Raw genomic sequence first — 12838 nt, 5'->3', positions numbered from 1 at the left:
CTACAGCTTGCTCTGGATGAGCGCTCTTGTGTCGGCGATCCCGTCTTCGTCGCGGCGGTAGAATGTCCACTGCTTGATGCGCTTGGTTCGCAGCAGGCGGGCCTGCGTGAGCACACGCATATGCTCTGAGAGCGTCGCCTGCGTGACGCCGAGCTTTTCGGCGATCAACTGCGCGCAAACGCCGTCCTCGACCAGATCGCCATCCGCCTGGACCGGGAAATGCGCACGCGGATCCTTCAGCCAGTCGAGGATCTGAAGCCTGCGTTCATTGGCGATTGCCTTGAAGACATCAACCTCTTGCATTTAGCCATTTTGCCAAGTTACTAATTACTGTCAATCCCGAGGAGATCTCCATGTCGCAGGGCAGCACCGTCACACGCGAACGCATTGCCGCCATGGAACCACGCATCCGCCCCTATATCAGGCACACGCCGGTACTGCGCGTCGACATGGCCGATTTCGATCGCCCGCCGCTGGCCGTCGACCTCAAGCTCGAATGCCTGCAGCATTCCGGCTCGTTCAAGGCGCGTGGCGCCTTCACCAATCTTCTGGAAAGGCCGGTGCCCAAGGCTGGTGTCGTCGCCGCGTCCGGCGGCAATCATGGTGCCGCCGTCGCCTATGCCGCGATGCGGCTTGGCCACAAGGCGACGATCTTCGTTCCCGAGGTGAGCCCGCCGGCCAAGCTGGAACGCATCCGCAGCTATGGCGCCGAACTGATCGTCGGCGGCGCCCGCTATGCCGAGGCGCTGGCCGCCAGCGAGAACTTCGCCGAGAAATCCGGCGCGCTGCGGATCCACGCCTTCAACCAGGAAGAAACGCTGGTCGGCCAGGGCACGCTCGGCCTCGAGATCGAAGCCGACCTGCCCGGCATCGACACGCTGCTGGTGGCCGTTGGCGGCGGCGGCCTGATTGGCGGCATCGCCGCCTGGTTCGCCGGCCGCATCCGCATCATCGCCATCGAGCCAGAAGGCGCACCGACACTTTACCGTGCTCTCGAGGCCGGCCATCCGGTCGACGCGCCGGCCGAAGGGATCGCCGCCGATTCACTGGCGCCCAAGCGCGTCGGCGAAATGATGTTCCCGATCGCCGAGGCCTTCGTCGAGCGCTCCATCCTGGTCAGCGACGACGACATCATCGCCGCGCAGAAGGCGCTGTGGAACCGCGTGCGGATCATCTCCGAGCCGGGCGGCGCGGCGGCTTTCGCGGCGATACTGTCGGGCCACTATGTGCCGGCACCAGGCGAGCGGGTGGCCGTGCTGGTTTGCGGAGCGAATGCGAACCCGGCTACGTTCTGATTGAAACCATCGCTCTGTTTGAAACCATCACTCTGTTTGAAACCATCTTGGCCGGCTTCACGTTTTTTCGAACTGCCTCGCCTTTGCCGTGTTTGCTGGTATTCTTCGAGTCGTGAGGTTCGGGCTATCCTGCCCGCCCCGGAAGGCCGATGACGGAACGACCCAACATCAACGACGATCGCGCTCTTGCCGCACGTCTGGCCTTGAGCCGGCTGGCGACGCGGGCCGTCATGATTGTCGAACGCGGCTGGCCGCTGCTCTTGCCGCTTGTCATCGTTGCAAGCCTCTTTGTCAGTACCTCTTGGCTCGGCCTTTTCGCCCGGTTGCCGGATGCGCCGCGCATCGGGCTTGTCGCGGTGTTCGGCCTCGCCGTTTTGGCCGCGCTCTATCCGCTGCGCTTCTTCCGCATGCCGGGCGCCGCCGAGATCGACCGCCGCATCGAGGCCGCCAACGATCTGCAGCACAGCCCGGTGCTGGTGCAGACCGACCGGCCCAGCGGCAAGGAAAGCGGCTTTTCGCAGGCGCTGTGGCGCGAACATCAAAAACGCATGGCCGCGAAGCTCGGCAGCCTCGGCGCCGACCTGCCGCGCACGCGCGTGCCGGAACGCGACCCCTGGGGGCTGCGTGCCGTGGCGGCACTTTTGCTGGTCACCGCCTTCGCCTTCTCCTTCGGACCGGCAGGCGGCAGGATCACGGACGGTTTCAGCGCCCATGGCGCGCGCGACACCGTATCGCCGCGCATCGACGCCTGGGTGACGCCGCCAGCCTATACCGGCAAGCCACCGATCTTCCTGACCGCCCCGGTCTTGCGAACCATCGACGCCAACCAGGCGACGCCGGCTTTCTCCGTGCCCGAAGGCAGCGATGTCTCTCTGCGCGTCACCGGCGGCTCCGGCGAGGAAACACTTGTTTACGCCGACAAGAGCGGTAACGACCGCGCCATCGACCCCGCAGGCCCGCAAGCGGCCGCCACGGCCAAACCGGCGGCGCCCTCCAAGGTGCGCCAGTTCACCGGCAAGCTGACCGGCGACGGCACGCTGACGCTGAAATCGGGTGAAGACGAGCTTGGCCGCTGGGCTTTCGCGGTGGTGCCGGACAAGGCACCGCAGATCCGCTTTGTCGGCGAACCGAAACGGGCCGCCAACGGTGCCTTCGAACTCAACTACCAGATCGACGACGACTATGGCGCCGCGAGCGCGAAGGCGGTTTTTGCACTGGCCGATCCGCAGGCTGCGGGTGCACGTCCGCTCTACGGCCCTCCTGATATGACTTTGACGCTGCCGCGCCGTGGCGGCAAGACCAATGCGGCCAAGACCTCGAAGGACCTGACCGAGCATGTCTGGGCCGGCGCCAACATCAAGCTGACGCTTGTCGCCACCGACGATGCAGGCCACACGGCAACCAGCGAGACCAAGACCTTGCTGATGCCGCAGCGGCCATTCGCCAATCCACTGGCGCGGGCGGTGATCGAGCAGCGCCGGTTGTTGGCGCTCGACGCCAATGCCAAGCCGCGCGTGCTCGACCTGATGGACGCCATCACGCTGCGGCCTGAAGACACATTCGACAACATGACGCATTACCTCGCCATCATGAGCGCCCGCAGCCGGCTGAAGATGGCCGACAACGACGACCAGTTGCGCAGCGAAGTGTCCTACCTCTGGGAAATCGCGCTCGGCATCGAGGAAGGCAACCTTTCGGCCGCCGAGAAGCGGCTGCGCCAGGCGCAGCAGGCGTTGCAGGATGCCATCAAGAACGGTGCCAGCGACGCCGAAATCGAAAAGGCGATGAAGGAACTGCGCGAGGCGATGAACCAGTTCCTGCAGGAATTCGCCGAACGCGCCAAGCAGGATCCCAAGGCGCCGCAGATGCAGCAGAACGGCCAGGAACTGCGCCAGAGCGACATCGACCGCATGATGGACCAGATCGAGAATCTGGCGAAGTCCGGCGACCGCGACAAGGCGCAGCAACTGCTGTCGCAGCTGCAGGACATGATGAACAATCTCCAGGCCGGCCGCGAGCAGCAGGGCGGCCAGCAAGACAGCGAGATGAAGCAGCAGATGGACAAGCTGGGCGAGATCATGCGCCGCCAGCAGGAGATGATGAACGACACGTTCCGCATGGATCAGATGCGGCGCGGCGAGCGCCAGCGCGGCGAAAACCGCGACGAGCAGCTCGGCAACGGCGGTCAGGATCGAGACAAGCCCGGAACAGGCCAGGACCGCGATCCGCTCGCCCAGCCGAAGCCAATGACGCCGCAGGAATTCGCCGATGCGATGAAGCAGCTGCAGGAAGGCCAGGGCCAGTTGCAGAGCGATCTCGACAAGCTGAAGAAGAGCCTTGAGGGCATGGGGCTCGAGCCGAATGAAGGCTTTGGCCAGGCCGGCAAGTCCATGGGCAATGCCGAACAGGCGCTCGGCGAGGGCGAAGGCGACCAGGCCGTCGGCCATCAGGGTCGGGCACTGGAAGCGCTGCGCAACGGCGCCAAGGACATGATGAAGCAATTGCAGGCCATGCAGGGCGACCAGGGCGGCAGCCAGGAAGGTGGCCGCCAGCAGGACGCCGATCGCGATCCGCTTGGCCGGCCGCGCGCCAGCCAAGGCCCGGATTTCGGCGATTCGGTAAAGGTGCCGGACGAGATCGACGTGCAGCGCGCCCGCCAGATTCTCGAGGCGATCCGCAAGCGGCTCGGCAACGCGCTGAGCCCCGATATCGAGCGCAGCTACCTTGAACGGCTGCTGGAATTGAAATAGCAGCCTCAAAAAGCTCTTGAATGGTTGCAATTCCATGCCGAAACTCGGTGCCGTAACACCCATCCTGCGCATCTTCGACATTGCCAAGGCGCATGAATTCTATGTCGGCTTCCTCGGCTTCGCGGTGCAATGGGAACATCGTTTCGACGATAACGCACCGCTCTACATGGCTGTCGGCCGAGATGGCTGCGTGCTGCATCTGAGCGAACATCACGGCGATGGCGCGCCCGGAATTGCCTTGCGCATCAAGGTCGAGGACATAGCGGCACTGCACCGCGAATTGATCGGCAAGAAATATCGCTTCGCCAGGCCGGGCCTTGAGGAGACGCCTTGGAAAACCCGCGAAGTGTCGGTGGGCGATCCATTCGGCAACCGGCTGCATTTCTACGAGGAAATGCCGGCTTAAGGCGGCTGCGAGGCAGCGTCGGTAGGCTAAACGGCTGGCCCGCCGATGAACGCCTCGCGGATCGCCTCTTGCATGCCGTCGATCGCTTCGCCTGATGCGTTCGGGTTGCGATGCATCACGACATTCGAGGCATCGATGTCGCCAAAGCCGTCGGCGGCAGTCAGTTCGCGGCATCCGGCCGGAATGTTGCTGCGCGAGATCGGCGCGATCGCCAGGCCCGAGGTCACGGCAAGCTTCAGGCCACCGGTGGTGTCGCTGGTATAGGCGACACGGTATGCAAGACCGCGTTGCTCCAGCGATTTGATGGCAAAGTCCTTGCACCAGCCGGCCCGGTTGTAGAGCGCGATCGGCACCGGCCTCTCCTCGTGCATGTGATGCAGGCTCGAGGTGACCCAGACCGTCGGATCGTGCATCAGCACCTCACCACCGGAAAGATCCTGCCACTCGAACACCACGGCGAGGTCGAGCTCGTCAGCGGCGAGCGCTGCTATCTGTGCGCCCGAATGGGCGTAGCGCACCGTCACCTCGACCTTGGCGTGGCGTTTGGAAAAGGCGCCCAGCGCGCGCGACAGGATGGCGTGGCCATATTCCTCCGGAATGCCGATGCGCACCGGCCCGCCAAGCGGTGCTGCCGTCATCGAGGCCGCTGTCTCGTCGAGCAAGGAGACGATGCGGCGGGCATTGACGATCAGCTCGCCGCCACGCCGCGTCAGTGCCACGCCGCGCGAACCACGCTCGAACAGACTGTCGCCGACCAGGCCTTCGAGCTTCTTCATCTGCATCGAGACGGCTGACTGGGTGCGGCCGGCCTGCTCCGCGGCCTTGGTGAAATTGCCTGCTTCGGCAACGGCCACGAACGTGCGCAGCAGATCACTGTCGAGGTTTGGTCGCATAATTTCAGCCATAAGCAATTTTGATTGCTGGCATCATTCCAATTCGTTTGCAACATGTCAAACGCCGGACAATAGTCGCCTCACCCATTGGATATGCGGCTGCGAAATCAGCTGCGGACCAATCTGAAGAGTCCTCACTCGTGCCCGCTGCCCGAAACGGTGGCGGGTTCTTTTTAACCTGAAGCACGCTGCCTGCCGTCGTCATACTGGAGCCTGGAACCCACATGCAGAACCGGATGGTGCTCGGCATCCTGAGCCTATGCCTGGGCGTGCTGGTGTTCTCCCTGCAGGATCCTCTCGTCAAGGCGGTCTCAAGCGGTTATCCCGTGACCGAAGTGATGGCGATCCGCTCGATCGTCGCCTTGCCGATCCTGATTGTCCTGGTCCATGCCGATGTCGGATTGCGTGCGATCCTGTCGAAACGTTTCGGCATGCTGACAACGCGTGCCTTTATCCAGTTCACCTCCTACACGGTCTACTACCTGGCGATCGCCGCCTTGCCGCTGGCCGACGCTGTGGCGCTCTATTTCATGGCGCCGCTGTTCATCATGGCGCTGGCCGGACCGTATCTCGGAGAACGCGTCTCCTGGAAGACACTGGCAACCGTGCTGATCGGCCTGTTCGGCGTTCTGGTGATGTTGCGCCCGGGCGCCGGATTGTTCGACTGGGCAGCACTGCTGTCGCTCGGCTCGGCGGTTCTCTATGGCTTTTCGCAGCTCATGGCGCGCAAGATCGGCGACACCGAATCATCCACCGTCATGGCGTTCTATCAGAACGGCGCCTATCTGGTGGGCGCTGCCGTGGTTGCCGGCACGTTCCATCTCGCCGGCATAACCCATGCCGTTCACCCCAGCCTGGAGTTTCTGGTGCGGCCGTGGCTGTGGCCGACGCTGCCGGATTTCCTGAAGATGGCCGCCTGCGGCTTCGTCGCCTCAGCCGGCATGATCCTGTTGTCGCAGGCCTATAGGATGGCGCCGGCTAACCGTGTCGCCACCTTCGAATACACCGGCATCCTGTGGTCGCCGCTGTGGGGCTTTCTGTTCTTCGCCGAAGTGCCGCGCACGACAACCGTCATCGGTGCCGCGCTGATCATCGGCGCCGGGCTGCTCGCGCTCAATACCGAAAGGCGAAGAAGCGCTGCACCTGTGCGTACCGTCACCGATCCAGCCTGATCAGGCGAAGCAGACCAGCGCCCGTTCGACGCGTGACCGGATTTCGGCGAGCGTAAACGGCTTCTGCACAACATCGAGAATGATGCCGTTCAATTCCTCGGCGCGTTCTCGCTGATCGGCATAGCCGGTCATCAGCATGATTTTCATCGCCGGGAAAAGTGCCGCCGCCGCGATCGCCATCTCAATGCCGTCCATCTCCGGCATGCGGATGTCGGAGACGACCAGATCGTAGCCGCCCCGCGCCGACTTGATCAGCGAAAGGCCCTGCGCGCCGTCCGCCGCGATGTCTATAGAGTGCCCGGCACGTTCAAGTGCGCGAGCAGCCAGGGTGCGAACGGACTCATCGTCCTCAACGATCAGAAGCTTTGCCATGGGCGGCATATTTGCCGTCCAAAAGTTGACTTTTCCTGAAGGCCCCCGTCGGCGGATGAGGTCTTTTCAGAATTCGCTCCAGCGAACCAGTTGACCTCAGACGTCACCCTTGACGATGCCGACAAAGGGCAGTTCGCGAAAGGCGTGCGCCACGTCCATGCCGTAGCCGACGACGAAATAGTCGGGACAGTCGAAACCGACATAGTCGGCGGTCAGAGCGGTCTGGCGGCGCATCCGCTTGTCGAGCAGCACGGCGATGGAACAGCTTTTGGCGCCGCGCGATAGCATCAGGTCGCGGGTAAAGGTCAGCGTCTTGCCGGACTCGAGTATGTCGTCGATCAACAGCACGTCGCGGCCGGCGACCTCGTTGTCGATATCGCGCAGCACCCTCACCTCGCCGCTGCTGGTGCCGGCGCCATAGCTGGAGATGAAGATGAACTCGACCTCGGGCGACAGGCCGACATCATGCATGGCGCGGATAAGGTCGGCGGCGAAAATGAACGAGCCCTTCAACACCGAAATCACCAGCAGGTCGTGATAGTCGTGCTCGGCGATCTCCTTGGCGAGTTCAAGATTGCGCCGCGCGATCGCCGACGCTGAAAACAGGACCTCGATGTCCTTGCCACGTACAACTGGCATTTTTCGCCCCTTCAAGATGTTCGCCTAAAACCCCGTCGCCGTGGGTGTGTTGAGATTCAGGTCAGGCCGAGCCGAAAATGGCTGATACCAAGAACCGGAGCGGAGCGTACTTTTGGGTACGTGAGCACCGGAAGCGCAGGTATCAGCCGTTTGCGGGCCGGCATCATCTGAATATCAATACACCCTACTCGGCGAAGGTGACCGACACGGTCTTAACCCCGTTTCTAGGCACGTCGAGGCGGCTGGCAAAGCCAAATCTCTCGCGCGGCGCCAGCGGACTGCTGGATGTCCCCAACCTATAGCGGGTTACGCTTCCATCATTGCCGGTTACACGGATTTCCAGAGGCGGCAGCGGTGTAGCAGCAGCGCCGTCATTGACGGCCTCGCCATCAACGAACAGCAGCGCCTTGGCTCCAGACGCGTCGACGCGCGACGTGACACCCGAGATGGTGAGCGCCGATGGCGGCTCGGAAGCCAGGAATGGCGACTGCCGCACCAGCGCGTGCCCGCCGGAAACCCAGAACGCCGCGAGCGCCAGGCCTATGCCGGCAATCCAGAAGATTGGCCCACCGCGCGGGGCCGGCGCGCGTTCCGCCGGAGCTTCGGGCTTGCGCAGCATATCCATGCCTTCGATCGGCGGCGTCACGATCACACGCAGCGGCGGCTGTGAAACCGGCTCCACGTCGGGGACACCACGGGGCAACACCTCATAGTCGGCATCAACGACGTCGCCGGCCGAACCACGCATGAAGTGGCCCGGTGCGGCATTTGCCGCCGGACCGGTCATGATTTCGCCGGAAACCGGGCGCGCGGTTCTATCCTCAGCCATCATGGCACCAGTAATGCAGCACGTGTTCGCTTTTCGTTTCTTTTGCGTAAACGGAAATGGTTAACGCTTCCCCACCGGAGCCTTCGTGACGAGCCTAAACAGCCCAGGAATTAACTGTCGGTTAACCATGCCGGCCGATGGTCGTTGGAGAGAAAACGGTGGCGTATCGCCGCCGGGAATTTCAGGTCGCCGAAATTGATTCGCTTCGAAAATGTCGGCCTCCGCTATGGCATGGGTCCGGAAATCCTCCGTGACATCTCCCTGCACATTCCGGAGCGCTCCTTCCAGTTCCTGAGCGGGCCTTCGGGCGCCGGCAAGACAACCTTGCTGCGCCTTCTGTTCATGTCGCTGAAGCCGACGCGCGGCCTGATCACCATTTTCGGCAAGGACCGCTCGCGCATCTCGCGCACTGAACTGCCGCACCTGCGGCGGCGCATCGGCGTTGTGTTCCAGGATTTCCGCTTGCTCGACCACATGACCACCTACGAGAATGTGGCGCTGCCGTTGCGCGTGCGCGGCCGCGAGGAGGCAAGCTACCGCACCGACGTGACCGAGCTCCTGAAATGGGTGGGCCTTGGCGAGCGCATGCATGTGCTGCCGCCGGTGCTGTCCGGCGGCGAAAAGCAGCGCGCCGCGATCGCCCGGGCCTTGATCGAGCAGCCCGAGATCCTGCTGGCCGACGAGCCGACCGGCAATGTCGATCCGCCGCTGGCGCGGCGCCTGCTGCGCCTCTTCATCGAGCTCAACCGGCTCGGCACCGCAGTGGTCATCGCCACCCACGATCTCGGCCTCATGGAACAGGTCGACGCGCGCCGTCTGATTCTGGCCGGCGGAAGGCTGGATATCTATGACTGATCTGCCCGCCGAACATCTCGACGAAGAGGACGCCGAGGCGGCCGCGGCAAAACCACGCGTCCAGCGCAGGATGGCGCCGATCGTTCCGGCGCAGAACATCGCCGGCCGGGCACTGGTGCTGGTCATCGCCATCATGACCTTCCTGTCCTGCCTGACCTTTGGCGCGGTGACGCTGGTCCGCGATACAGCCTCCGTCTGGGAGAACCAGATTTCGCGCGAGGCGACGATCCAGATCAAGCCGGCCGACGGCCTCGACATGGAGGCGGCCCTCACCCAGGCCTCGCAGATCGCTGGCGAATTCCCCGGCGTGAAGGCGACAAGGATCATCGATCGCGACGCCACCGCCAGGCTGCTTGAGCCGTGGCTGGGCTCGGGTCTCAACATCGACGAACTGCCGGTGCCGCGCCTGATCATCGTCACCATCGACGAGAACAGCCCGCCGGATTTCGCGGCCATACGCGCGGCGATGACACCCAAGCTGCCGAGCGCCTCGCTCGACGATCATCGCACCTGGGTCGACCGGCTCGTGGCCATGGCCCGCACCACGGTGACCATCGGCATCGCGGTGCTGGCGCTGATGCTGTCGGCGACCGTGCTGACAGTGGTGTTCGCGACACGTGGCGCCATGGCGGGCAACGGCCACATCATCGAAGTGCTGCATTTCGTCGGCGCCGAGGCGCGCTTTATCGCGCGCGAATTCCGCCGCCATTTCCTCGTCACCGGCATGAAGGGTGCCGCGGCGGGCGGCGCGGCGGCGGTGCTGGTCTTCATCGTCTTTTCCTGGTGGTCATCGCGCAACATGGCAACGCCGCAGGCCGACCAGGCAACCGCTCTGTTCGGCAACTTCGCCATCGGTTCGGCGGGCTATCTCGGCGTCGTTCTGATGGTGCTGGTCATCGGCGCACTGACGGCGGCCACCTCGCATGCAACCGTCGTTGCTTATCTCAGTGACATTGATGTCCGTCAGCCGGATGCCGGCTAACATCGCGCTGAAGTCGAACCGGGGTTTGAGGACAACGACAGACACCAGGCAAGATCGATCACGGATGAAGAAACCCCGTAACGCAAAGTGCGCTTTTTCCCTACCAAAGGACACTTTTCAGGATTAACCATAGCATGATGGACGCGCGGGACTCGACCGGGACGGCTGGGCAGTTGCCAGTGGCGGGTGCGCGTTCGCATGGGCGCGCCGGGGCAAGCCGTTTGGGTTCGCTCTTGCGCACAGCCGCTTTTCTCGTGCTGACGCTGGCCGTGCTGTTTGCCGGTGGTTTCGGCTGGTTCGCCAACAAGGTCAGCCACCTCACAACGCCTGCAAATCCCGCCAAGGCCGACGCTATCATCGTGCTTACTGGCGGCCAGTCACGCCTGGACGCCGCGATGGAGTTGCTGGCATCCGGCAAGGGTGAGCGGCTTTTGATCAGCGGCGTGCATCCTTCCGCCAGCCGCCGCCAGCTGCAGGTAGCGACCGGTGGCGACAAGAAGCTGTTTTCCTGCTGCGTCGACATTGACCGGGCAGCGCTCGATACGATCGGCAACGCCGAGGAAAGCGCCAAATGGGTGGAGAGCCACGCCTATGGCACGGTGATCCTGGTCACCAACAATTACCATATGCCACGCAGCCTGCTCGAAATGGGCCGGCTGCTGCATGGCGCAAAGCTTGAGCCCTACCCCGTGGTCAATGCCAATCTCGAAAATGGCGGCTGGCTGACCAAGCCGGAGGCATTGCGCGTGCTGTTCACCGAATACAACAAGTACCTGCTGGCTTTGGCGCGCGGCATCGTGCCGATGAAGCCGACGCCGGATGGCCTTGCCCTGGCCGAGACCGCGGCCGGCGGCTGAGCCGAAGTTTCATTCCTTGACGGCGGCGCCGGAACTTCCCTTGAGACGTGCGATCTCCTGTTCGAGGCGTTCGATACGCTTGTCGCGGTCGGCCAGAGCCGCCGCCACGTCAGCCGCCTCGAAGCGCTGCGGAATATGTTGCGGGCAATTGGCATCCCAGGCCTTGACAGTGAACAGAATGACCTGCTCAGGCCGCGCCCGGTAGTCCTGCGGCATCAATCTCGCCATCAGTTCGTCGTCGTTTTCAACGACGCGCGCCGTGCCCCATATCTTGATGCGCTGCCGGTGGGCATAGTCGATCAGGAACAGGAAGGCCTGCGGGTTGTCGGCCAGGTTGCCCTGGCTGATGAACTGCTTGTTGCCGGCAAAATCCGCGAAGCCGATCGTGTGTTCGTCCAGCACCTTGAGGAAGCCGGACGGCCCGCCACGATGCTGGATATAGGGCTGGCCCTCGCCATTGGCCGTCGACAGGAAGACGCTGGTCTGCATCCCGATGAACGCGGCAATGTCAGGCGTGATGACTGACTGCCAACCGCCGCGCTCTTCGACGCGGGCATAGGACTGGCGCGAGCCCTTGCGTGCCTGGATTGCCTTGACGGTCGGCGTGAAAGCGACGTCGCTGGTGAAAGCATGCGCGTTCATGGGTGCCTCCTGCCCCTGACGGGGTGCTAAAGCCCGAGCGCCGACAATGAGGGATGATCGTCCGGGCGGCGGCCGAGCGGCCAGTGATATTTGCGATCGGCCTCGCCGATCGGCAGGTCGTTGATGCTGGCAATGCGCAGGCGCATCAGCCCGTGTTCGTCGAATTCCCAGTTTTCATTGCCGTAGCTGCGAAACCAGGAGCCGCTGTCGTCGCGCCATTCATAGGCAAAACGGACCGCTATCCGGTTGCCATGGAAGGCCCAGACCTCCTTGATCAGCCTGTATTCAAGCTCGCGGCTCCATTTGCGCGTCAGGAATGCCTGGATGGCGTCGCGGCCCTGCAGGAATTCGGCGCGGTTGCGCCAGCGGCTGTCCGTTGTGTAGGCGAGCGCGACGCGCGCCGGGTCGCGGGAGTTCCACGCGTCCTCGGCCATGCGCGCCTTCTGCGCTGCGGTCTCGGCGGTGAAAGGCGGTAGCGGCGGACGGCTCTCGGACATGGGATTCCTCGCGATAACATATGGCTGGGGCCGGCGGACATCGCCAGCCCTCGCCGGATTCAGGCAGCATCGCGGGCAGAAACAACCGGAAAATCGATCTCCGTCTGGGCAACCTCGTTGATATAGTTGGTCCAGACGTTCAGGGCGACATGCTGGACGATCTCGATGATCTGCGCCTCGTCGTAGCCCGCGAGCCTTACGGCCGCGAGATCAGCATCGCCAACATGGCCACGGTTGCGCGCAACCGCGACCGCAAAACGCACCGCCGCGGCTGCCTTGGCATCCGTCGATCCACCGTGGCGGTTGGCGAGCATCTCGGCTTCGTCGAGCCTTGCGAGATTCTTGCCAAGATAGCTGTGCGCGGAGAGGCAGTAGCTGCAGCCGTTGATTTCAGCGACAGCCAGCGCGATACGCTCGCGCGTCGGTGCCGGCAGGCGGCCCTTGGCAAGCGCTCCCGACATCGCGAGATAGCCCTCGAGTGCTGCCGGGCTGTTGGCAACCATCCGAAACAGGTTCGGTACGACACCGAGCTGCTTCTCGACAGCCTGCAGCATAGGCTGGGCGGCTGCGGGGGCGTCGGCAATGGATGACGGCGTGACGATGCGGGGCATGGGAAACGTCCTTGTTTGAGTGGTCACCCCTATATGCA

Annotated in this window: 15 protein-coding genes; 7 read left to right on the top strand and 8 right to left on the bottom strand. The window is 63.5% G+C overall.

From position 1 onward, the window contains the following. The gene (locus GA829_RS08675) at positions 1-303 is read right to left on the bottom strand and encodes an ArsR/SmtB family transcription factor (RefSeq protein ID WP_195178113.1); all 303 of its coding nucleotides are present in this window, start codon (positions 301-303) and stop codon (positions 1-3) included. Between the two features lie 50 nt (positions 304-353). Here GA829_RS08675 and GA829_RS08670 point away from each other — a divergent pair, with 50 nt between their 5' ends. The 3 genes from GA829_RS08670 (at position 354) to GA829_RS08660 (ending at position 4451) form a co-directional block, all read left to right on the top strand. Then, complete coding sequence (locus GA829_RS08670; protein ID WP_195178112.1) at positions 354-1295, top strand: threonine/serine dehydratase; 942 nt, start codon at positions 354-356, stop codon at positions 1293-1295. 149 nt (positions 1296-1444) lie between these two features. Continuing rightward, entirely contained in the window at positions 1445-4045 is a 2601-nt protein-coding gene (locus GA829_RS08665) for a TIGR02302 family protein (RefSeq protein WP_195178111.1), read from the top strand. A 34-nt stretch (positions 4046-4079) separates the two neighbouring features. Continuing rightward, complete coding sequence (locus GA829_RS08660; RefSeq protein WP_195178110.1) at positions 4080-4451, top strand: glyoxalase superfamily protein; 372 nt, start codon at positions 4080-4082, stop codon at positions 4449-4451. A 26-nt stretch (positions 4452-4477) separates the two neighbouring features. Here the strand turns inward: GA829_RS08660 and GA829_RS08655 are convergent, their stop codons facing one another. Next, complete coding sequence (locus GA829_RS08655) at positions 4478-5344, bottom strand: LysR substrate-binding domain-containing protein (protein ID WP_195179573.1); 867 nt, start codon at positions 5342-5344, stop codon at positions 4478-4480. Between the two features lie 224 nt (positions 5345-5568). Here GA829_RS08655 and GA829_RS08650 point away from each other — a divergent pair, with 224 nt between their 5' ends. Then, positions 5569-6516, top strand: coding sequence for a DMT family transporter (locus GA829_RS08650; RefSeq protein ID WP_195178109.1), 948 nt, complete (start codon positions 5569-5571; stop codon positions 6514-6516). On the opposite strand, the gene GA829_RS08645 is transcribed toward GA829_RS08650, so the two are convergent. From GA829_RS08645 to GA829_RS08635, 3 genes are all read right to left on the bottom strand, one after another. Beyond that, positions 6517-6888 carry a response regulator gene (locus tag GA829_RS08645; RefSeq protein ID WP_195178108.1) on the bottom strand — a complete coding sequence of 124 codons (372 nt, stop codon included), beginning with the start codon at positions 6886-6888 and terminating at the stop codon, positions 6517-6519. 96 nt (positions 6889-6984) lie between these two features. Beyond that, positions 6985-7527: a hypoxanthine phosphoribosyltransferase gene (gene hpt, locus GA829_RS08640; RefSeq protein ID WP_195178107.1), complete on the bottom strand. Its 543-nt coding sequence runs from the start codon at positions 7525-7527 to the stop codon at positions 6985-6987. 184 nt (positions 7528-7711) lie between these two features. Continuing rightward, positions 7712-8359 (bottom strand): hypothetical protein, encoded by a 648-nt coding sequence (locus tag GA829_RS08635; RefSeq protein ID WP_195178106.1) that lies wholly within the window; start codon positions 8357-8359, stop codon positions 7712-7714. A 192-nt stretch (positions 8360-8551) separates the two neighbouring features. Here GA829_RS08635 and ftsE point away from each other — a divergent pair, with 192 nt between their 5' ends. The 3 genes from ftsE to GA829_RS08620 all read left to right on the top strand — a co-directional run bounded on the left by ftsE (position 8552) and on the right by GA829_RS08620 (position 11050). Further along, positions 8552-9211 carry a cell division ATP-binding protein FtsE gene (gene ftsE, locus GA829_RS08630; protein ID WP_195178105.1) on the top strand — a complete coding sequence of 220 codons (660 nt, stop codon included), beginning with the start codon at positions 8552-8554 and terminating at the stop codon, positions 9209-9211. Continuing rightward, entirely contained in the window at positions 9204-10193 is a 990-nt protein-coding gene (locus GA829_RS08625) for a cell division protein FtsX (protein ID WP_195178104.1), read from the top strand. The genes ftsE and GA829_RS08625 overlap by 8 nt, the downstream gene beginning before the upstream one ends. 134 nt (positions 10194-10327) lie before the next feature. After that, entirely contained in the window at positions 10328-11050 is a 723-nt protein-coding gene (locus GA829_RS08620; protein WP_195178103.1) for a YdcF family protein, read from the top strand. Positions 11051-11059: 9 nt separating this feature from the next. Here the strand turns inward: GA829_RS08620 and GA829_RS08615 are convergent, their stop codons facing one another. From GA829_RS08615 to GA829_RS08605, 3 genes are read right to left on the bottom strand one after another with little or no spacing between them, the layout of a single operon-like run. Further along, positions 11060-11692: a pyridoxamine 5'-phosphate oxidase family protein gene (locus GA829_RS08615; protein WP_195178102.1), complete on the bottom strand. Its 633-nt coding sequence runs from the start codon at positions 11690-11692 to the stop codon at positions 11060-11062. 26 nt (positions 11693-11718) lie between these two features. Next, positions 11719-12189, bottom strand: coding sequence for a nuclear transport factor 2 family protein (locus GA829_RS08610; protein WP_195178101.1), 471 nt, complete (start codon positions 12187-12189; stop codon positions 11719-11721). Positions 12190-12248: 59 nt separating this feature from the next. Next, positions 12249-12800, bottom strand: a complete 552-nt coding sequence (locus GA829_RS08605; RefSeq protein WP_195178100.1) for a carboxymuconolactone decarboxylase family protein — start codon at positions 12798-12800, stop codon at positions 12249-12251. Positions 12801-12838: the final 38 nt, after the last annotated feature.

The sequence above is a fragment of the Mesorhizobium sp. INR15 genome, from assembly GCF_015500075.1.
In the GTDB taxonomy this organism is placed as follows: Bacteria; Pseudomonadota; Alphaproteobacteria; order Rhizobiales; family Rhizobiaceae; genus Mesorhizobium.
The sequence above is the reverse complement of the archived record's forward strand: the minus strand, read 5'-3'. Positions and strand labels throughout refer to the sequence as shown.